Origin of the sequence: Streptomyces sp. NPDC089919 (assembly GCF_040684615.1) — a bacterium.
GTDB lineage: Bacteria > Actinomycetota > Actinomycetes > Streptomycetales > Streptomycetaceae > Streptomyces.
This window is the reverse complement of record NZ_JBFBGK010000012.1, coordinates 45781-66504: the sequence shown is the minus strand read 5'-3', so window position 1 is coordinate 66504 and position 20724 is coordinate 45781. Positions and strand designations below refer to the sequence as shown.

Genomic DNA, 20724 nt, shown 5'->3' with positions numbered 1-20724 from the left:
CCCGTGGCCGACGACACCGCGGTCCCCGTGGACCGTCTGGAGACCGACGTCCTCGTCGTCGGGGCCGGACCCGTCGGGCTGATGCTCGCCGGGGAACTGGCCCGGGGCGGCGCGGACGTGGTCGTCGTCGAGAAGAGGCGCGAACCCACCCGGGAGTCCCGCGCCTCCACCCTGCACGCCCGCACCATGGAGATCCTCGACAGCCGGGAGCTGCTGCCGGACGTCGGGAACCCGCCGAACGAGCCCAAGGGCCACTTCGGCGGCATCCCCCTCGACCTCTCGCTGCCCAGCACCCATCCGGGCCAGTGGAAGGTGCCGCAGACCAAGACGGAAGCGGTCCTCGAGGAGTGGGCGATCTCCCTGGGTGCGGACATCCGCTGCGGCCACGAGCTGGTGGCCGTCGCGGACGCGGGGGAGCACGTCGACGCCGAGGCGGTCGGCAGCGACGGCACCCTGCACCTGCGGGCCAGGTACGTGGTGGCCTGCGACGGCGAGACCAGCGCGGTCCGCCGGCTGACCGGGGCGCAGTTCCCCGGCGAGGACGCCGTCCGGGAGCTCATCCGGGCCGACGTCGACGGGATCGAGATCCCCAACCGGCGCTTCCAGCGGCTGGAGAAGGGCCTGGCGATCGCCTGGCGCAACCCGGCCGGGGTGACCCGCGTGATGGTCCACGAATTCGGCTCGGTCGCACAACCCCGCACCGCCGACGCACAGTTCGAGGAGATCGCCACCATCTGGAAGCGCGTCACCGGCGAGGACATCAGCGGCGGCACACCGCTGTGGGTGAACTCCTTCGGCGACGCCTCCCGCCAGCTGGTGCACTACCGGCAGGGCCGGATCCTCTTCGCGGGCGACGCGGCGCACCGTCAGATGCCGATCGGCGGCCAGGCCCTGAACCTGGGGCTGCAGGACGCCTTCAACCTCGGCTGGAAGCTCGCGCTCACCGTGCGCGGCCTGGCCCCCGCGGAACTCCTGGACACCTACCAGGAGGAGCGGCACGAGGTCGGCCGGCGGACGCTGTCGAACATCAAGGCCCAGGCCACGATGCTGCTCGGGCCGCCCGAGGTGGAGCCGCTGCGCACCGTCCTCGGCGAGCTGATCGCCCAGGAGGACGTCCGCGCCCATCTGGCCGGGATGATCAGCGGGCTGGACGTCCGGTACCCCATGGACGCTCCCGCCCATCCGCTGCTCGGGGCCCGGCTGCCGCACACGGTGCTGCCCGGCCCCGACGGCGACACCACCACCACGCAGCTGCTGCGCCGCCGCGGCGGTCTGCTGCTGGACCTGCGCCGGGACGGGGGCTCCCCACTGCCCGCCGCCGGCTGGGCCGACCGGGTCAACGTCGTGGCCGCCACGGCCGCCCCCGGCAGTGCCCTGGACGGCACCGAGGCCGTCCTGGTCCGCCCCGACGGCTACGTCGCCTGGGCGGGCACCGCGAGCGACGGGCTGCCCGAAGCGCTCACGCGCTGGTTCGGACCCGCGAACTGACCGCCCGCGGCCCCTGGGGGCCGCGGGCGTCCGCGCCGCCGGCTCGCCTCGCCGGCCGGCGCCCTTGCCCCCGCAGAACTCTCTAAGAAGCACCCCCGAGGAAGGGAACACCATGGAAGGGACAGCGTTGGACACCGACGTCATCGTCGTCGGCGCCGGTCCGACCGGCCTGATGCTCGCCGGAGAACTGCGCCTGGGCGGGGCCCGAGTCATCGTCGTCGAGAAGCTGACCGACCCCACCATGCAGTCGCGCGGCCTGGGCTTCACCGCCCGCACCATGGAGACGTTCGACCAGCGCGGGCTGCTGCCGCGCTGGGGCTCGCTCGAAACCATGCCGATGGGTCACTTCGGCGGCGTGCAGTTCGACTACACCGCGCTCGAGGACGCCCACTTCGGCGCCCGCGGCGTGCTCCAGTGGCGCACCGAGGAGGCCCTGGAGGGCTGGTCCAAGGAGCTCGGCGCCGAGATCCGCCGCGGCTACGAGTTCACCTCGATAGCCGACGGCTTCCTCGACGGCGACCACGTCGAGATCACCGTCACCGGCCCGGAGGGCGAGCAGACCCTGCGCGCCAAGTACCTGGTGGCCTGCGACGGTTCGCGCAGCAACATCCGCAAGGCGGCCGGCTTCGACTTCCCCGGCGTCTCCGCCACCCGCAAGATGTACGTCGCCGACGTGGTGGGCTGCAAGCTGCGGCCGCGCTACCTCGGCGAGCAGCTGCCCAACGGCATGGTGATGGCCGGCGCGCTCGGCGACGACGTGGACCGCATCATCGTCTGCCCGCACGGCACCCCGGCCAGCGACCGCGACGCCCTCGTGCCGTTCGAGGAGGTGGCCGACGCCTGGCAGCACATCACCGGCGAGGACATCAGCGGCGGCAGCGCGACCTGGGTCAGCTCCTTCACGGACGCCACCCGGCAGACCTCCGAGTACCGGCGCGGCCGGGTCCTGGTGGCCGGCGACGCGGCCCACATCCACCTGCCGGCCGGCGGCCAGGGCCTGAGCACCGGCGTGCAGGACGCGGCGAACCTGGGCTGGAAGCTGGCGGCCGTGGCCGGCGGCACCGCCACCGAGGAGCTGCTGGACACCTACCACGCCGAGCGGCACCCGGTCGGCAAGCGCCTGCTGATGAACACCCGCGCCCAGGGCATCGTCTTCCTCGGCGGGGACGCGGCCGAGCCGCTGCGCGAGCTGTTCAACGAGCTGGTCCAGTACGACGACGTCAAGCGGCACCTGGCCGGCATCGTCAGCCACCTCGACATCAAGTACGACCTCGGCGAGGTCACCGGCGACGCGGAGCACGGCCTGCTGGGCCGCCGGATGCCGCCGCGGCTGCTGGTCGGCGCGGAGGGCGAGAGCACCATCACGGAGCTGCTGCACCCGGGCCACGGCGTCCTGCTGGACTTCGCCGACAGCGCGCGGACCCGCGAGGTCGCCGCCGCCTGGGCGGGCCGGGTGGACGTGCGCACCGTCTCGGCCAAGCCCAAGGACGGGCCCGACCCGCTGGCCGGCACCCCGGCCCTGCTGGTCCGCCCCGACGGCTACGTGGCCTGGGCCGGCTCCGCCGACCAGGGCCTCGCCGAGGCCCTGACCCGCTGGTTCGGCCCCGCCACCGCCTGACCTCCCCACCCCCAGGGGACCCGCCCCTGTCCCGCCGGTTGACCGGCGGGACAGGGGCGATTTTTTGTGCGGGGCGACGTCAGCGGTCCGTGGCCCGCGGATGCCCCGCCCCCGCGAAGGTGATCCAACACGTCCGCCGGACTCCGTCCGCGAGGTACCAGATGCGTCCGCTGCCGGTCACCTCGATCTGCCACTGCTCGCACGTCTGTCCGCGGTGGCTTCCGTGGGCCAGGCTCCCCTTGAGCCGGTGATGGCGTGGCGTCTCGGCCGTCGGCCGCGGATCGGTGCGCATGGCGAGCCACGCGCGGTAGGTGTTCTCGCGGGCCTGCTGGGCCAGGTTCTCCCAGCCCTTGGCGGATGCCGCGTCCGCGAAGCGGACTTCCCAGTGGTCCTCCGGTGCGGGAGGGGCGGCGCGGTCGCCGCGGGCGGGGGTCATGAGGCGGCTTCCCGCGGGTCGGGGACGGGGCCGTAGTCCTCGTCGTGGTCGCGGGTCAGGGCGGCCAGCAGGACCGGGTCGGAGTGGACCTCGGCGGTGTGCTGCCAGGCGACGAGCAACTGGGCGACGGACGCGTTGTTGCCCAGGGAGTCGGCCGCCCGCATGGTGTCGACCAGTTCCACGGCGAAGGCGTGCACGTCGGGCTCCGGCAGGAACCGGAGCCAGGGGAAGGCGTCCGGCAGGATGTCGAGGAGCAGCTCGGTGCTGCCCGGCTCCCGGCGTGCCAGCGCCGCCAGCATCCGGGTGGCCGCCGACACGACGGTCCGGTCCTGCTCGGCCCGCGCGGCGGTGGTGAGGACGAGGTCCTCGCCGTCTCTACGGTGCAGCAGCAGCCGCGGCGATTGCTCGAGCCGGGCCAGCGTCTGCTTGTTCTTGTTGACCAGTTCGGAGAAGTTCACGGCAGCGTTCTCAGGGGCCATGACTTTCAAGCTACTTTGAAAGTCACGGCCCCGCCATCGCCCGAACGGGGCAAGCGTGAAGCCCGTACGCGGGGGCTGCGTACGGGCTTCACGGGCCTGGGGGAGGCCCTTGGTGCCGGTTCCGTGACAGGGGGGACACGGAACCGGCAGCCGGTCGGGAGGGTTAGACCGGGGTGGCCTCGACGAGGGAGATCGGGCCGGCCGTCTCGACGATCTGCTCGAGCTTGAAGCCGGCCTTGGCCAGCAGCTCGGCGTACTGCGAGGCGGTGCGCTCCTTGCCGCCGACGAGCAGCATCAGCCACAGGTCGACCAGCTTGCCGGAGTGCGGCTCGTTGCCCTCCTCCGGGATGACCATCTCGGCCAGCAGCAGCTTGCCGCCCGGCTTGATGGCCGCGCGGACGTTCTTGAGGATCTGCAGGACCTGGTCCTCGGGCCAGTCGTGCACGATGTGCTTGAGGACGTACGCGTCGGCGCCGGTGGGCACCGCGTCGAAGAGGTCCGCGTCCGCGGTGGTGACGCGGTCGCCGACGCCCTGCTCGGCCAGGTACTCGACCGCGCCGTTCCCGCCGACCCGGGGGTCGGACAGGATGCCCTTGGTGTCGGGCGCGGACTGCAGGATGCCCGCGAGCAGGCCGCCGCGGCCGCCGCAGAAGTCCAGCACGGTGCCGAACTGCGAGAAGTCGTAGGCCGCGACGATCGGCGCGGTCTCGGTCGCCGACATGTCGCCCATGCCGTTGATGAAGACCGAACCGTACTCCGGGTTCGCCATCAGGAATTCGAAGGCGGTCACACCGCGGAGCTTGGGCAGCCCCGGCTCACCGGTGCGGATGGTCTCCAGGAAACCGTTCCACTCCTCCCAGTGCGTCGGGTGGCCCATCAGGACGGCGATGTTGCGCATCGTCACGGGGTGGTCGGCGCGCAGCGCGTCGGACATCGGCGTCTGCTGGTACGTGCCGTCGGCCTGGCCCTCGAAGATGCCGTTGGCGGCCAGCAGGCGCAGCAGACGGGTCAGCGCGTCGGTGTTCGCCCCGACCTTGCCGGCCAGCGCCTCCGGGCTCAGCGGCCCGTCCGCAAGGGCTTCGGCCAGCTTCAGCTCGGCGGCGACCGCGATGGCCTGGGTCACCATGGCGCCCATCGAGAGCTCCAGCAGCGCGAACGGACCAGGTGCCATGTCCCGGGCCTGCTTCTGCAGTTCCGCACGCTGCTTTTCAAAAGCGCGGGCCACAGGCGGGGGCGGCAATTCCGGCATGAGATTCCTCCAGGGCAGTAACGCAATTCTTCGTCCCAACCGCCGGAAGGGACCCGTGACTACCACGGTATGGAAGCGACTCGCCGGGTCCTGGAGTGTGACTGGACCGCCGCTGGTTTCTTTCTGGTGCGGCTCGGTTTTCGGACTCCGACGTGTTCAACCGCGCAAATTCCGCACTCATACAAGGCCTATTTCTCGCCTATTGTTTGGGCCGGTTTCACAGCGCTGCCCTCGCCGACTACGGGGCGGTGCGGCCGACGAAGGAGAGACATGTCGAGTTCACGCAAGTCCTGGAAGAAGGCCCTCCTGGCGGCGGGCGCGGCCGGCATCCTCGCCGCGCCGATGGTCACCAGCACGGCCTCGGCCGAGACCGCGGCCACCGTCGCCACCGACGGCGCTCCGGGCACCGTCGACGTCATCGCGACCGGCCTGAAGAACGGCCGCGGCGTCACCCCGCTGTGGAACGGCGACATCCTCGTGGCCGAGTCGGGCGAGGGCCAGCCGGGCTGCGCCGTCAACGTCCAGTGCGCCGGCCCCACCGGCTCCATCCTCCGCGTCCGCAACGGCGTCTCGACGCGCGTGGTGACCGGCCTCGACTCCGTCGCCGCCGGTGCCGCCCCGGGCGCGCCGGTCGTCGGCTCCGGCCCGAACAACGTCGTCCCGTCCCCCGACGGCAACGGCTACGTGGTCATCTCCACCTTCGGCGGCTACCGCAACACCGCGGGCCGCGACGCCCTCGGCGCCAACGCCAAGACCCTGGGCACGGTCTTCCGCACCAGCGACAAGAAGGTCCTGGGCGACCTCGTCAAGCACGAGACCGACCTGAACCCCGACGGCGGCGACATCAACGCCAACGGCTTCAACTTCACCAAGAGCGGCTCCAGCATCCTGGCGACCGACGCGGCGGCCAACGACATCATCCGCATCTCGCCCGACGGCTCGGCGCCCATCTCCACCGCCTTCGTGCTGCCGAAGAACCACCTGCCCAACGGCACCGACGCCGAGGCCGTCCCGACCGGTGCGGTCACCGACTGGAACGGCGACATCTACGTCGCCGACATGAGCGGCGGCAACGTCGGCGCCGCCCGCATCTGGAAGATCGAGCCGGGCAAGCAGCCCCAGGTCCTGGTCTCCGGCCTGACCAACCTGATCGACATCTCCTTCGACTGGGACGGCGGCCTCATCGCCCTGTCGTACAGCGACACCTCGATCAACGGCGCCCCCGGCGCCAGCCGCCTGTACAAGATCAACACCTGGACCAAGTCGGTCAACGAGATCCCGACCGGCGGCAACCTCAAGCAGGCCACCGGCCTCGGCGTCAGCATCTGGGGCGACATCTACGTCACCAACAACTCGGTCGGCACCAACGGCCAGCTGGTGAAGGTCAACCGCTGAACCCCGCCCCGCTGAGTGCCGCGGCTTCCCCCCGCGCGCACTGAGCACGCCCCGCCGGTCCCCCGGGACCGGCGGGGCTTCGGCATGTCCGAAGGACGGTCCGCCCGCCCGGCGCCGACCGTCCGGCACCGCCGGCGCCCCGGGCCGCGTCCGCGGCCGTCGCGCACCGGGTGGTTTGCACCACGTGAGCGCTGGTCCCGCGCCGGTCAGCCGATGTCCGTGTGCTGTGCACCCGGTGTCCGTCCGGTGGGGGTCCGCTCAGCGGTCGCTCAACACCGACCGGAGCGAACCCCCTCCGGCAGGGGCAAATCGGCATCCTGGCCGGGCATCTACTTGCTCATCACGATGCCCATGGAGGCTGCCCGTGTCCCTTCACGCCGAGACCCCCGCCGCCGGCTCCCGGACGGGTGTGTGGTTCGTCGGGGCCCGTGGCTCTGTCGCCACCACGGCCACCGCCGGCTGCGCGGCCGTGGCGGGCGGCCTGACGCCCCCCGTCGGACTGGTCACCGAGACCTCCGCCTTCGCCGGCAGCGGGCTGCCTGCCTTGGGCTCACTGGTCTTCGGGGGCCACGACACCGCCACCGAGCCGCTGCCCAAGCGCGCCGAGGTGCTGGCCGCCCAGGGCGTGCTGCCGTCCTGGCTGCCGGCCGCCGTGGCGAGCGAGCTGGCGGCCGCCGACGCCCGCATCCGGCCCGGTGGTCCACTGCCCGGCGACACCCGCGGCTCCGAGGAGCTGATCGGCGCCTTCGCCGCCGACATGGCCGAATTCATACGGACCACGGGGGTGGACCGTGCAGTGGTCGTCAACGTGGCCTCGACCGAACCCGTACCGGGGGACGGGGTGCTGCCGCCCAGTTCCCTGTACGCTGCCGCCGCCCTGCGCGCGGGCTGTGCGTACGTGAACTTCACCCCCTCCGCGGGGCTGCACCACCCCGCCCTCGCCGAGGAGGCGGCCGCCTCCGGACTGCCGTACGCCGGCCGGGACGGCAAGACCGGGCAGACGCTGCTGCGGGCGGTGCTCGCGCCGATGTTCCACCAGCGGGCGCTCGCGGTGCGGGCCTGGTCCGGCACCAACCTGCTGGGCGGGGGCGACGGGGCGGCGCTGTCCGACCCGGCCGCCGCGGCCGCCAAGAACGCCGGCAAGGAGCGGGTGCTCGCCGACAACCTCGACACCATGCCCGAGGGCGAGGTGCACATCGACGACGTGCCGGCGCTGGGCGACTGGAAGACCGCCTGGGACCACGTCGCCTTCGACGGCTTCCTCGGCACGCGGATGGTCCTCCAGACCATCTGGCAGGGCTGCGACTCGGCGCTGGCCGCGCCGCTGGTGCTGGACCTGGTCCGGCTGGTGGCCCGGGCCGGGGAGCGCGGCCTGAGCGGCCCGCGCCCCGAACTGGCCTTCTTCTTCAAGGACCCCGACGGGCGGGCCCCGGCCGCGCTGGGCGAGCAGTACGTGGCCCTGCGGGCCTTCGGCGAGCGACTGGGAGACGTCCGATGACCACCATCCACCCCTCGGCCGCGGCCCGCGTATGGGCCTGGGCCGAGCGGCTGCGCCTCGGTCCCTCCGGCAAGGGCCGGCCGGCCGCCGCCGTGGCCGTCGTGCCGCCGATCGCCTCGCCGGCCGCGTCCACGGCCAAGGTCGACGTCGACCCGCAGGCCGCGGTCCACGCCTGGACCGAACGCCTGGGCTTCGCGGCCCCCACCGCCGCCCCTGCCGGCGTCCCGGGCAACCCGCTCGTGCCCGGGCCGCGTTCGGCCGCGGACCGTACCCGGGGCGCCGCCCCGGACCCCGGTCCTCAATCTCCCCCAGCTACCGCTGGGAGGGGCCCCCGGGACGGGCTGGATGTGCCCGCCGCCGCCCATCGTCGTGAGGCCGACCTCCCCGCTTCCGACAGCCGAAAGACGGACGGGGAGGCAAATCAAACCTCGCCGGCGCTTGAGGCGCGGGGGTTCGGGGGCGGAGCCCCTGAGACGGACGACGCGCGGATCGCCGCTGTGCGGGCCTGGGCCGCGGTGCACGGGTTCGGGAGCCCGGAGCAGGAGGTCACGGCCGCGCAGGAGGCCAAGGCTCCGCAGGGGCCCGGTGCACGGGCCAAGGCGTGGGCCGAACTGCTGCGGGTGCCGGCCGTGTTCAGCGTGCCCGGCGACGCCCTCGCCGGAGCCGCCGCGGCCGGGGTCCGCTCCGGCCGCGGCACCGGCTGGGCGGTGGCCGCCTCCCTGTGCCTGTACGAGGCCGGCATGGCCCTCAACGACTGGGCCGACCGAGACGAGGACGCCCTCGCCCGCCCGCACCGCCCGCTGCCCTCCGGGCGGATCCGCCCCGGCGCGGCCCTCGGCGCGGCCGGTGCGCTGACCGCCGCGGGCCTGGCCCTGGCGGCCCGGGCCGGCCGTCCGGCGCTGGCCGTGGCCGCCCCGCTGGCCGCGACCGTCTGGGCGTACGACCTGGGCCTGAAGCACACCAAGGCCGGTCCGGCCGCCATGGCCGCCGCCCGCGGCCTGGACCTCGCGCTCGGCGCCGCCGCCGCGGCCGGCAAGGACGCCTTCGACGGGCCCGGCCCGGTGATCTCCGCCGCGGCCCTGGCCACCCACACGTACGCCGTCACGATGGTCTCCCGCCGGGAGGCCGAGGGCGGCTCCTCCGTCGCCCCGCTGGCGGCCCTCGGCACCGCCACCCTGCTGGCCACCTTCGTCAGCAGCTGTCCCAACCCGGGCGAGCTCGACGGCCCGGTCGGACCGCGCGCGGTCGCCAAGGACTTCATCGCCCGCTTCGGCCCCACCGAGGCCGTCCGGGTCGCGATGGCCGCCGCCTACTGGGGCACCTTCGCCAAGCCGCTCTTCCACGCGGTGCTCAACCCCTCGCCGCCGCTGACCCAGCAGGCCGTCGGCGCCGGCATCCGCGCCATGATCCCGCTCCAGGGCGCCCTGATGGCCCGCGCCGGCGCGCCGCGGGCCGCCCTGGTCTCGGCCGCGCTGGCGCCGCTGTGCGCCAAGCTGGCCAGGAAGGTGAGCACCACATGAGCACCGCCGCCCCGCTGCGGTTCGGCTACGGCACCAACGGCCTGACCGACCTGCGCATCGACGACGCCCTCGCGGTGCTCGCCGACCTCGGCTACGACGGGGTCGGGCTCACCCTCGACCACATGCACCTCGACCCGATGGCCCCGGACCTGGCCGCCCGCACCTCGCGGATCGCCCGCCGGCTCGGCGAACTGGGCCTGACCGCCACGGTGGAGACCGGCGCCCGCTACGTCCTGGACCCGCGCCGCAAGCACGGCCCCACGCTGCTCGACGCCGACGAGGACGCCCGCTGGTCCCGGATCCGGCTGCTGGTGCGGGCCGTGCGGATCGCCGCCGACCTCGGCGCGCACGCCGTGCACTGCTTCAGCGGCGTGCTGCCGGCCGGCGAGCACGCCGACGACGGCTGGAAGCGGCTCGCGGAGGGCCTGGGCCCGGTCCTGGACGCCGCCGAGGAGGCCGGCGTACCGCTGGCCATCGAGCCCGAGCCGGGCCACCTGCTGGAATCCCTCGCCGACTTCCACCGGCTGCGCGCCGACCTGGGCGACCCGGCCCTGCTGGGCCTGACCCTCGACATCGGGCACTGCCAGTGCCTGGAGCCCGCCTCCCCGGCCGACTGCGTCCGGGAGGCGGCGCCCTGGCTGCGGCACGTCCAGATCGAGGACATGCGGCGCGGGGTCCACGAGCACCTGCCGTTCGGCGAGGGCGAGATCGACTTCCCGCCGGTGCTGGCGGCCCTGGCCGCCACCGGCTACACGGGGCTGACCGTCGTCGAGCTGCCCCGCCACTCCCACGCCGGCCCCGAAATGGCCGCGCACTCCCTGCGGTTCCTGCGCGATGGAGCGAAGCGATGACCACCCTGTACGCCGAGTACGCGGCCCCGGACCGGGCCACCACACCCCTGGAGGCGGAGCTCGACGCGGACGGCCGCAGCTGGCTCGCGGCGGCCGCCGCCGACGCCCGCTGGGAGCTGCGCTTCGCCGAGGCCGGCCGCCGCACCACCGCCCCGGACGCGGCCCGGGTGCTGCTGCTGGCGGCGGTGGCGCCAGACGCCGCCACCGTCGTACGGCTCTACCGGCAGGGCACCGCCGCCGAGCGGCGGGCCGTCCTGCGCGCCCTGCCCCACCTGGACCTGGCCCCCGCCGACGGGGTGCCGCTGGTCGAGGACGCGCTGCGGGCCAACGACACGCACCTGGTGGCCGCCGCGGTCGGCCCCTACGCGGCCCGGCACCTGGACCCGCACGCCTGGCGGCACGCGGTCCTCAAGTGCCTCTTCGCTGGCGTGCCGGTGGCGGCCGTGGCCGCCCTGGCCGGCCGGGCCGCCGGCGACGGCGAACTGCGCCGGATGCTGACCGACTTCGCCGCCGAGCGCACCGCCGCCGGGCGGCCGGTGCCGGAGGACCTGCGGCACGTGCTCAACCTGACCAGCGAGGAGCTGTAAATGCGTATCTTCGACCCGCACATCCACATGAGCTCGCGCACCACCGACGACTACCAGGCCATGTACGCGGCCGGGGTGCGGGCCGTGGTCGAACCGTCCTTCTGGCTGGGTCAGCCGCGCACCTCGCCGCAGTCGTTCTTCGACTACTTCGACGCCCTCCTGGGCTGGGAGCCCTTCCGCGCGGCGCAGTACGGGATATCCCACCACTGCACCATCGCGCTCAACCCCAAGGAGGCCAACGACCCGCGCTGCACCCCGGTCCTGGAGGAGCTGCCCCGCTACCTCGTCAAGGACCAGGTCGTCGCGGTCGGCGAGATCGGCTACGACTCGATGACCCCGGCCGAGGACACCGCGATGGGCGTCCAGCTGGAGCTGGCCGCCGAGTACGGCCTGCCGGCCCTGGTGCACACCCCGCACCGGGACAAGCTCGAGGGCCTGCGCCGCACCGTCGACGTGGTCCGCGAGTCGGCCCTGGGCATCGAGCGGGCCCTGCTGGACCACCTGAACGAGGGCACCGTCAAGGAGGCCAAGGACAGCGGCGCCTGGCTCGGCTTCTCCGTCTACCCCGACACCAAGATGGACGAGGAGCGCATGGTCGCCGTCCTCAAGGAGTACGGGCCGGAGAAGGTGCTGGTGAACTCCGCCGCCGACTGGGGCAAGAGCGACCCGCTCAAGACCCGCAAGGTCGGCGAGGCGATGCTGGCCGCCGGCTTCGACGAGGACACCGTTGACCTGGTCCTGTGGCGCAACCCGGTCGCCTTCTACTCGCTGAGCGGGCGGCTGCGCCTGGACGCCCCCGAGGCCCCGGCCGGCGCCACCCACGAGGGCAACTCCATCCTGCGCGGGGCCCCCAAGGGCGCCGACGCGGCCGCCCCCGCCGTTCCCGTCGGGGTGTAGCGCGGTGCGCTTCCGCCATCACGACGGCACGACCGTCCACCTCGCGTACTGCACCAACGTGCACCCGGCCGAATCCCTGGACGGCGTGCTGGCCCAGCTGGGCGCGTACTGCGAGCCGGTGCGCCGGCGGCTGGGCCGGGAGCGCCTGGGCATCGGGCTGTGGCTGGCCGTGGACGCCGCCCGCAGCCTCGACGCCGACCCGCGCGCCCTGGCCGGGCTGCGCGCCGAGCTCGAGCGCCGGGGCCTGGAGGTCGTCACCCTCAACGGCTTCCCCTACGAGGGCTTCGGCGCCGAGCAGGTCAAGTACCGCGTCTACCGGCCCGACTGGGCCGAGCGGGAGCGCCTGGAGTACACCCTGGCGCTGGCCCGGGTACTGGCCGCACTGCTTCCCGAGGACGCGGCGGAGGGCACCATCTCCACCCTGCCGCTGGCCTGGCGCACGGTCCACGACGAGCAGCGCGCGGCCCGCGCGCACGCCGCCCTGGCCGAGCTCGGCGGCCGCCTCGACGACCTGGCCGAGGCCACCGGCCGCTCGATCCGGGTGGCGCTGGAGCCGGAACCGGGCTGCGCGGTGGAGACCACCGCCGAGGCGATCGGGCCGCTGACGGCGATCGGCCACGAGCGGATCGGCATCTGCGTGGACACCTGCCACCTGGCCACCTCCTTCGAGGAGCCGGCCGGGGCGCTGGCCGCGCTGGCCGCCGCCGGGGTGCCGGTCGTCAAGAGCCAGCTGTCGGCCGCCCTGCACGCCGAGCACCCCGGCCGGCCCGAGGTGCGCGAGGCGCTGGCCGCCTTCGCCGAGCCGCGGTTCCTGCACCAGACCCGCACCCGGGCCGCCGACGGGCTGCGCGGCACCGACGACCTGGGGCCCGCGCTGGCCGGCGGGGCGCTGCCCGACACCGGCCCCTGGCGCTCGCACTTCCACGTGCCGCTGCACGCCGCCCCGGCCGCCCCGCTGACCTCCACCCTGCCGGTCCTGAAGGAGGCCCTGGGGTCGCTGGTCGGCGGCGAGCGCCCGCTGACCCGCCACCTCGAAGTGGAGACGTACACCTGGCAGGCGCTGCCGCCCGCGCTGCGCCCGCACACCGACGAGCAGCTCGCCGACGGCATCGCCGCCGAACTGCTGCTCGCCCGCGACCTGCTGACCGACCACGGCCTGAAGGAACTGCCTTGAGCCCCGACGCGAGCCCGCACTCCGACGCACGTCCCGCCCCGCTGCTGGTCCTGGACGTGGTGGGCCTCACCCCCCGGCTGCTGGAGCACATGCCGAACCTGGCGGCCCTGGCCGACGCGGGCTCCAGCGCCCCGCTGGCGACCGTGCTGCCCGCGGTCACCTGCTCCGTGCAGGCCACCTTCCTGACCGGCGCCACCCCCGCCGAGCACGGCATCGTCGGCAACGGCTGGTACTTCCGGGAGCTGGGCGAGGTGCTGCTGTGGCGGCAGAGCCACGAGCTGATCGAGGGCGAGCGGGTCTGGGACGCGGCCCGCCGCGCGCACCCCGGTTACACGGTCGCCAACGTCTGCTGGTGGTACGCGATGGGCGCGGACACCGACTGGACGGTCACCCCGCGGCCGGTCTACTACGCCGACGGCCGCAAGGAGCCCGACTGCTACACCCGGCCGGCGGCCCTGCACGACGAACTGACCGCCAAGCTCGGCACCTTCCCGCTCTTCACCTACTGGGGCCCCACCGCCGGCCTGCCCTCCAGCGAGTGGATCATCGGGGCGACCCGGCACCTCATGGCGACCCGGGACCCCGACCTCACCCTGGCCTACCTGCCCCACCTCGACTACGACCTCCAGCGCTTCGGCCCCGACGACCCGCGCTCGCACCGGGCCGCCGCCGAGCTGGACGCGGCGATCGGCCCGCTGCTGGCCGACGCCTACGCCCAGGGCCGCACCGTGGTCGCGCTGTCCGAGTACGGCATCACCAACGCCCGCCGGCCCGTCGACATCAACCGGGCGCTGCGCCGGGCCGGCCTGCTGGAGGTGCACACCCAGGACGGCATGGAGTACTTGGACCCGCACGCCTCCCGGGCCTTCGCCGTCGCCGACCACCAGATCGCGCACGTCTACGTCCGCCGCCCCGAGGACCTGGCCGCCACCCGGGAGGCGCTGGCCGGGCTGCCGGGCCTGGCGGCCCTGCTGGACGAGGACGGCAAGAAGGCCAACGGCCTGGACCACCCCCGCTCCGGCGAGCTGGTGGCCCTCGCCGAGCCGGACGCCTGGTTCACGTACTACTACTGGCTCGACGACGCCATGGCGCCGGACTTCGCGCAGCTGGTGGAGATCCACCGCAAGCCCGGCTACGACCCCGCCGAGCTCTTCATGGACCCCAACGACCCGTACGTGAAGCTGAAGGCGGGCCGCGCGCTGGCGCGCAAGAAGCTCGGCCTGCGCTACCGGATGGCGGTGGTCCCGCTCGATCCGGAACCGGTGCGCGGCAGCCACGGCCGGCTGCCCGCCGACCCGGCCGACGGCCCGCTGCTGCTGTGCTCGCGCCCCGGCGCGGTGGCCGCGACGGTCGCCGCCACCGAGGTCAAGGGCCTCCTGCTGGACCTCGCCGGCCTGCCCGCCGCGACGCCGCTGCGCGCCGTGGCGGGGTAGCGGGCCCCTGGTCGCGCCCCCGCCGGCCCGTTCGCAAAAGGGCGAACGGGCCGGCGGCCGCTCCTCCTCGCCGAGGCGGTGGACGCGTAGCTCGTGCCCGCGCCCGACAGGCAGCCGCTCCGACGCCGCAGCTCGGACGACGGTGAGTCAGATCACCGGGGGGCGTCCCAGTCGGGTCATCCGCCATACGGTCCGCCACCGCATGGGCCGTCGGGGCGGGCAGGGCACCCGTACGCCTTCGAAGAAGCCGGCCCACCAGGCGGTCAGGCCCGACAGCGGTGGCCGCTGCGCGAGCGTGTACGCGGCCCATGCCCCCAGGTAGACCGGGACCAGGACGGCCGGCAGGTGTCGTTTGGCCAGCCAGACCCGGTTGCGGCCGGTGTTGCGGTAGTACACCGCGTGCCGGGAGGCCTCGGTGCGTGGGTGTTGCAGCACCATGTCGGCCCGGTAGTCGATGTCCCAGCCGGCGTCCAGGGCCCGCCAGGCGAAGTCGGTTTCCTCATGGGCGTAGAAGAACGGGGCGGGGAAGTCGCCGACCTGGTCGATCACGCTCATGCGGATGGCGTGGCCGCCGCCGAGGAAGGTGGTCACCGGCCCGGACGCCATGGGGTTCTTGCCGCCCAGTCGGGGGACGTGACGGCGCTGACTGGCTCCGGTCTCGTCCGCGATGCGGAAGCCGGCGACGCCCAGGCGCGGCCTGGCGGCGAAGGCTTCCCGCACCAGGCGGAAGGTGTCGGTGCGGGGCAGCAGCCCGTCGTCGTCCAGGACCACCACGACGTCCACGCCGCCCCTTTCGCGCAGCCATGCCACGCCGGCGTTGCGGCCGCCGGGGATGCCCAGGTTCTCCGGCAGCTCGACGCCGTCGACGCCGTCGGGCAGCGGGGGGAGGGGCACGCCCTGACCGAGGATGACGACGGTGGCCGGGTCTCCTTCCTGGGCGGCGACCGAGGCGAGGAGGTCTGCCAGTTCTGCGGGCCGATCGCCCATGGTCAGGACCACGACCCCGATCTTCGGCATGGTGCTGTTGTTCCTTTCAGGTGCTGAGCAGTTCGGTGGCGCGCTGGTTCAGGCCTGCCGCGCCGCTCACGCCGCGCTTGCGATAGCCGGCCGTCACGGACTGGATCCCCCGGAGGGCCTTGCGGTTGCGGTCGGAGGCCGCGCCGCCCATGAAGTCCAGGGCCTTGGCCCACAGGCCCACGGCTTCTTCGTACCGGTGCTGTCCGGCCACCGAGCGGCCGAGGTCGGCCATGGTCAGGCCGTGCTTGAGCTGGTAGGTGTCCGGGGTGCGGCCTGCCAGGGACCGCCGGTAGTGCCGTTCCGCGGCGGTGTGGTCCTTCAGCAGGGTGAGCGTCTTGCCGATGTGGGAGGCGACCGTGGCAGTCACCGGGCCTGACGCAGCGGCGTAGGCCGGGACGGCCTCGCGGGTGTCGGTCACCGCGTCCTCGGCGGCCAGCAGCGCCCGTGCCGCCCTGGCGCCCTGCCCGTTGGCACCGTACGCCCGGGCGCACGTCACCAGCAGCAGAGCCTCGGTCTGCCGGTCGATCTTCCCCACCGCCCGGAACGTGGCGGCGACCGCCTCGTGGTCGTAGGCCAGCGGCAGGCCGACAGCGGCGGCCGTGAAGGCGGCGCCGAGGAAGGCGCGGCGATGTTGCATGACGGACCTCCCGAGATCGGCGACGGCGGCCAGCGGATCGGCTTCCAGGGCCGCGCCCTCGGCAGCGGAGCCTAGACCGATCTCGGCGACCGTCACGCGCCGCTTCATCCTGCGGGTGAGGGCTTCAGCGAGGTAGAGCGGAGTCTGTCCGGAAGGGGTGCCGCCGGCGACCCAGTAGGCGATGGCGGACGGTCCGGTGCTCAGCTTCTGGCCGGCCTCGGCTGCAACGGAGCGGATCTCCCTGGCCAGCGACAACGTCCAGACCGGCAGCATGATCACCCTCGGACCGGGCATCGCCGTCGGCCGGCACTCCGTCATCGCGGCGAGCGTCTGCCTGGGCAGTAGCGTCATCCCCGCCGGCAGCGTCGTCCGCTCCGCCACACCCGAGGCGGTGATCGAACCCCGCCGCATGTGAGTGGGTGCCGCTGACCGGTCCGCACGGTGACGCGGACGACGCTCGCCGGGGCGGCCGCCCCGGTGCCGCGGGTTGCCCGCCGCTGCCGGCGCCGGCCTCCGGCGCAGGCCCCGTCCCGGCCACGAGGCCGTGGCTGTGAGCAGTGCCTTCGCCCCTGTGCAGCCCGTTCACGATCAAGGGTGACGGCCGCTTCGAGTGGCCGTCATCGGGCGCCTCCAGCAACTGTCCAGCAGCGCTCTGGGGGTGGTCCAGAGCACGGTCTGAGGATCGACAGGTGTAGTTCTGCTGTGGCCGAGAAGACGCCAAAGGGGTCCCTGCCCGTGAAGAAGATGCCTTCGCCGGCCGCGCTGTCCGAGCGCGCCGGTCGGATTTCCGAGCGCACCCGCGCCGAGAACTGGAAGAAGCCTCCGCGCCGCATCGAGAAGTCGGAGTGCATCACGTGCGACACGTGCCTGCGCGCCTGCCCCGAGGAGTTCGGGGCCATCTTCGATCGCGGCCTCGACGTGGTGATCATCCCTGAGCTGTGCTCGGGCTGCCCCGCGTGCGTCCTCGAGTGCCCCGTCGACTGCATCTACATCGACGAGGACTGGAGCCCCACCGACGACTCGATGTGGAACCACATCGAGCTGACCGCCGAGGGCACGTCATGAGCGCCCCCAACGAGCGCGGCCGCACCCGCCGCCAGATCAACGCCGAGAAGCGGATCAGCCGCCGGCCCAGCCGGCTCGGCACCATCGCCGGCGCCACCCGCAAGCCCGACCGCGAGGCCGAGCCCGACGCCGGTTTCCCGGGCCTCCTCAAGCGCGCCTGGCTGCGCGCCGGGGAGGAAGCCGAGCTGCGCGACTTCGTCGAGTCGCTGCTGACCCTCGACGGCTACGTCCCCGCCGACGTCCAGCTGCGCGCCCTGTCCACCACGGACGAGGCCGCGCTCAAGGCCCTGACCGGTCTGAGCTGGCGCGCCGAGGACCCGGCGGCCGAGGCCCCGTACGTCGGCGAGAACCCCGACGAGGTCCTGCACCTGGGCGAGATCGGCCTCTCCACCAGCGGCCGCATCCTGCTCAGCGTCCCCTCGCAGGGGCCGCTCGCCCCGGAGAAGCTGGTCGGCGGCATCCGCCGGGTGCCGTGGACCCGCGCCACCGTCGCCGCGTACCAGCAGGAGCTGGAGCGGATCGCCGCCCGCACCGCCGAGTCCGTGGCCGACGCCCGGCTGTGGCTCGCCAAGCAGGGCCCCGACGGCCGCTTCGAGCTGCTGGAGCAGGCCAAGGAAGCGGCCCTGCGCAACGCGCCGTTCGTCCTCTACCAGGACGAGAAGCTGTACACGAACTTCCGCGAGCAGAACACGCTCGCCGGCAAGACCCTGTGGCCGGGCCACCCCGACTGCGCGCTCAGCAGCCTGCAGAACCTGCCGCTGCCGCTGTGGTCCGACCACGACGTGCAGGTCGTCGTCTGCATCACGCTGCTGATCCGCTCGGCCGGCCCCGGCCGCGTCGAGGAGGCCAACGGCACCCAGCTGTCGGTCGACCACCTCGGCCACATGCTGGAGCGGGTCCGCACCGGCTACAACGGCATCCCCGGCGGCACCGAGGTGGCCCCGGCCGCCTCCGGCACCGTCCAGGACCTCAGCGACCTCGCGCTCGCCCTCAAGGCCCGCCGCCAGGTCGTCATGACCGAGGGCAGCGCCCAGCTGTACCGCGAGATCCACAGCGCCCTCATGCACAAGATCGAGCGGGTCGCCGAGGCCCCGGCCGAGGGCGCCGCCGCCCACGACGCCGCCCTCGCCGCCCGCCTGACGGAGCGGCTGCCGCTGACCGGCGCCACCCTCGCCGAGGTCGGCGCCGACCTGGCGGCGAACCCCGGCTGGCTGGCCGAGCCGCACGCCGGCTTCGGCACCGGCCTGGAGTCGCTGGTCTACGAGGCGGTGGCCGCCGCGGCCGAGGTCTTCGAGGCCGACTTCGCCATGAGCCGCGGCATGCGCTCGCTGCCCGGGCTGATCGAGGCGCTGCGCGCCGAGGCCTGGGCGGACCTGGTCGACTGGGACATCACCAACTTCTTCTGCTGCGTGGTGCCCGGCCCCAACGCCCGCCGGCACTTCGGCGACTCGCTCGCCGCGGTGGCCGACACCGCCTGGGCGATGTCCTCCCGGATGCAGTACAACTCCTGGCACTTCGTCCCGGGCAACGGGCCGCGCACCCCCGAGGTCGTCGCCCGCGACCACTTCGTGCCGCCGGTCATCCCGGACATCGCCTTCTACTCCGACCAGCACCACCACGGTCACGTCAACAACAAGGTCCGCTTCACGGTCCGCTCCCCGCAGTCCGTCGACATCGACGGGCAGCGCTTCAACGGGTTCATGGACCTGCGCCTGCTGCGCTGCGACGGCACGCCGTACAACGAGCAGGACATGATCGCCGCCCACCGGGTGTCGGCCTTCGTCGCCCACGCCACCACCCTGGCCGCGGAGATGGCCGCGGCCGGCCGCGAGTTCGAGGTCACCGCCTTCGACTCCGCCTGGCACTGGACGGCCGTCACGGGCGCCGAGCCCACCCAGGGCACCGGGGACGGGCCGGTCCGCCGTGCGTCCTGACGCCCACGGCGGGCCCCGCGCCCCACGCCGCTGAAGGGAGAGCCGATGAACGCCCGTGGCCTGGCCCACACCAAGCACCTGCTGCGCAGGGGCGAGCTGTCCGTGCTGGAGCACGTCCAGTCCGTCCTGACCGCGATCCACGAGCAGGACGTGCTGGGCGCGTACGTCGCGGTCGCGGGCGACTCGGCCCTCCGGGCGGCGGAAGCGGCCGACGCCCGCATCCGGGCGCGCGGCGTCGAGGCGTGGTGGGACATGCCGCTGCTGGGGGTGACCGTCTCGGTCAAGGACCTCCTGCAGACCCGCGACCTGCCCACCACCCGCGGCTCCCTGCTGCCCAACGACCGTCCCCGCGAGGACGCCCCGGCGGTGGCGCGGCTGCGCGCCGCCGGGGCGGTCGTGGTCGGCAAGACCACCACCTCCGAGTACGGCTGGAGCGCGTCCACCGTCGGCCGCCTCGCCCCGCCCACCCGCAACCCGTACGACCCGCGGCTGTCCGCCGGCGGGTCCAGCGGCGGGGCCGGGGCGGCGGTGGCCGCCGGGCTGTGCGACGGCGCGCTGGGCACCGACGGCTCCGGCTCCATCCGCATCCCGGCCGCCTTCTGCGGCGTGGTCGGCTACAAGCCGTCCTTCGGCCGGGTCCCCTACTACCGGGGCGGCGCCGAACGGCTGGCCCACCAGGGCCCGCTGGCCCGGTCCGTCGCCGACGCCGCGCTGCTGGGCCAGGTCATCTCGGGACCGCACCCCGACGACCCGGACTCCGGCCTCGGCTCCCTGGACGCCCCGCGCGACCTGCGGGCGCTGCGGATCGGCTGGATCGAGTACCAGGGCACCACCGACGAGGTCCGCAAGGTCACCGAGCGGGCCAAGGACGCGCTGGCCGCCCAGGGCCACCGCATCGAGCACGTCGAGGTGCGCTGCAACGACATCTACCCCGCGCTGGTCGACATCGTCGCCGCCTCCGAGGCCGCCGGCACCCCGCCGGAGCACGAGGAGTTCATCGACCAGGGCCGCCTGGAGGTCGTCCGGCACGGCCGGACCGTCAGCGGCGCCGCCGTGATGCGCGCCGAGGAGGTCCGCCAGTCGCTGCGCACCACCTTGCGCTCGGTCATGGACCGCTACGACCTGCTGGCCATGGCGACCGTGCCCGAGGAGCCCTTCGAGGCCGGGGCCATCGGGCCGGCCTGGGCGGCCGACCCGCGCGACCTGCTGTGGCTGGCCTGGGCGCCGGCCTCGTACCCCTTCAACATGACGGGCCAGCCGGCCGTCTCGCTGCCCGCCGGGCTCACCGCCTCCGGGCTGCCGGCCGGGGTCCAGCTCGTCGCCCCGGTGGGCGCCGACGACCTGGTCCTGACCGTCGCCCGGCGGCTGGAGGAGGAGCTGGGCCCGCTGCCCGCCCCGCCCCCCGCTCTCACCGCGCTCTCCCTCGCCGAAAGGACCAGCTGAACC

At 74.1% G+C, this 20724-nt stretch carries 19 protein-coding genes; 14 read left to right on the top strand and 5 right to left on the bottom strand.

Annotated features, from left to right (window positions below; genetic code table 11):
• Positions 1–3: 3 nt before the first annotated feature.
• On the top strand, positions 4–1488 hold the full coding sequence (locus AB0O40_RS08030; protein ID WP_365036851.1) for an FAD-dependent oxidoreductase: 1485 nt from the start codon (positions 4–6) through the stop codon (positions 1486–1488).
• A gap of 112 nt (positions 1489–1600) precedes the next feature.
• Entirely contained in the window at positions 1601–3106 is a 1506-nt protein-coding gene (locus AB0O40_RS08025; RefSeq protein WP_365036849.1) for an FAD-dependent monooxygenase, read from the top strand.
• A 79-nt stretch (positions 3107–3185) separates the two neighbouring features.
• Here AB0O40_RS08025 and AB0O40_RS08020 read toward each other — a convergent pair whose 3' ends face one another.
• The 3 genes from AB0O40_RS08020 to AB0O40_RS08010 all read right to left on the bottom strand — a co-directional run bounded on the left by AB0O40_RS08020 (position 3186) and on the right by AB0O40_RS08010 (position 5192).
• The gene (locus tag AB0O40_RS08020; protein ID WP_365036848.1) at positions 3186–3542 is read right to left on the bottom strand and encodes a hypothetical protein; all 357 of its coding nucleotides are present in this window, start codon (positions 3540–3542) and stop codon (positions 3186–3188) included.
• Positions 3539–4021, bottom strand: a complete 483-nt coding sequence (locus AB0O40_RS08015; protein ID WP_365036846.1) for a hypothetical protein — start codon at positions 4019–4021, stop codon at positions 3539–3541. The genes AB0O40_RS08020 and AB0O40_RS08015 overlap by 4 nt, the downstream gene beginning before the upstream one ends.
• A 163-nt stretch (positions 4022–4184) precedes the next feature.
• Positions 4185–5192 (bottom strand): methyltransferase, encoded by a 1008-nt coding sequence (locus tag AB0O40_RS08010; RefSeq protein WP_365036844.1) that lies wholly within the window; start codon positions 5190–5192, stop codon positions 4185–4187.
• Between the two features lie 348 nt (positions 5193–5540).
• On the opposite strand from AB0O40_RS08010, the gene AB0O40_RS08005 reads away from it, so the two are divergent.
• The 8 genes from AB0O40_RS08005 to AB0O40_RS07970 all read left to right on the top strand — a co-directional run bounded on the left by AB0O40_RS08005 (position 5541) and on the right by AB0O40_RS07970 (position 14625).
• Positions 5541–6665, top strand: coding sequence for a ScyD/ScyE family protein (locus AB0O40_RS08005; protein ID WP_365036842.1), 1125 nt, complete (start codon positions 5541–5543; stop codon positions 6663–6665).
• 364 nt (positions 6666–7029) lie between these two features.
• Positions 7030–8163, top strand: coding sequence for an inositol-3-phosphate synthase (locus tag AB0O40_RS08000; RefSeq protein ID WP_365036840.1), 1134 nt, complete (start codon positions 7030–7032; stop codon positions 8161–8163).
• Positions 8164–8678: 515 nt separating this feature from the next.
• Positions 8679–9683 carry an SCO3242 family prenyltransferase gene (locus tag AB0O40_RS07995; protein ID WP_365036943.1) on the top strand — a complete coding sequence of 335 codons (1005 nt, stop codon included), beginning with the start codon at positions 8679–8681 and terminating at the stop codon, positions 9681–9683.
• Positions 9680–10534 (top strand): sugar phosphate isomerase/epimerase family protein, encoded by an 855-nt coding sequence (locus tag AB0O40_RS07990; protein WP_365036838.1) that lies wholly within the window; start codon positions 9680–9682, stop codon positions 10532–10534. Before AB0O40_RS07995 ends, AB0O40_RS07990 begins: the two co-directional genes overlap by 4 nt.
• Positions 10531–11121 carry an EboA domain-containing protein gene (locus AB0O40_RS07985; RefSeq protein WP_365036836.1) on the top strand — a complete coding sequence of 197 codons (591 nt, stop codon included), beginning with the start codon at positions 10531–10533 and terminating at the stop codon, positions 11119–11121. The genes AB0O40_RS07990 and AB0O40_RS07985 overlap by 4 nt, the downstream gene beginning before the upstream one ends.
• On the top strand, positions 11122–12018 hold the full coding sequence (locus tag AB0O40_RS07980) for a TatD family hydrolase (protein WP_365036834.1): 897 nt from the start codon (positions 11122–11124) through the stop codon (positions 12016–12018). It abuts the gene before it with no gap.
• Between the two features lie 4 nt (positions 12019–12022).
• Positions 12023–13192, top strand: coding sequence for a metabolite traffic protein EboE (gene eboE / locus AB0O40_RS07975; RefSeq protein WP_365036832.1), 1170 nt, complete (start codon positions 12023–12025; stop codon positions 13190–13192).
• Entirely contained in the window at positions 13189–14625 is a 1437-nt protein-coding gene (locus AB0O40_RS07970; protein WP_365036830.1) for a nucleotide pyrophosphatase/phosphodiesterase family protein, read from the top strand. The genes eboE and AB0O40_RS07970 overlap by 4 nt, the downstream gene beginning before the upstream one ends.
• Before the next feature lie 147 nt (positions 14626–14772).
• On the opposite strand, the gene AB0O40_RS07965 is transcribed toward AB0O40_RS07970, so the two are convergent.
• Positions 14773–15642: a glycosyltransferase gene (locus AB0O40_RS07965; protein ID WP_365036828.1), complete on the bottom strand. Its 870-nt coding sequence runs from the start codon at positions 15640–15642 to the stop codon at positions 14773–14775.
• A 16-nt stretch (positions 15643–15658) separates the two neighbouring features.
• Entirely contained in the window at positions 15659–16375 is a 717-nt protein-coding gene (locus tag AB0O40_RS07960; RefSeq protein ID WP_365036826.1) for a tetratricopeptide repeat protein, read from the bottom strand.
• Between the two features lie 85 nt (positions 16376–16460).
• Here AB0O40_RS07960 and AB0O40_RS07955 point away from each other — a divergent pair, with 85 nt between their 5' ends.
• From AB0O40_RS07955 to AB0O40_RS07940, 4 genes are all read left to right on the top strand, one after another.
• Positions 16461–16694 carry a hypothetical protein gene (locus AB0O40_RS07955; RefSeq protein WP_365036824.1) on the top strand — a complete coding sequence of 78 codons (234 nt, stop codon included), beginning with the start codon at positions 16461–16463 and terminating at the stop codon, positions 16692–16694.
• Positions 16695–17023: 329 nt separating this feature from the next.
• The gene (locus AB0O40_RS07950) at positions 17024–17344 is read left to right on the top strand and encodes a 4Fe-4S dicluster-binding protein (protein ID WP_365036941.1); all 321 of its coding nucleotides are present in this window, start codon (positions 17024–17026) and stop codon (positions 17342–17344) included.
• The gene (locus AB0O40_RS07945; protein ID WP_365036822.1) at positions 17341–19278 is read left to right on the top strand and encodes a hypothetical protein; all 1938 of its coding nucleotides are present in this window, start codon (positions 17341–17343) and stop codon (positions 19276–19278) included. Before AB0O40_RS07950 ends, AB0O40_RS07945 begins: the two co-directional genes overlap by 4 nt.
• Before the next feature lie 45 nt (positions 19279–19323).
• A complete protein-coding gene (locus AB0O40_RS07940; protein ID WP_365036820.1) occupies positions 19324–20721 on the top strand; it encodes an amidase family protein in 1398 nt (465 codons plus the stop codon).
• Positions 20722–20724 lie beyond the last annotated feature (3 nt).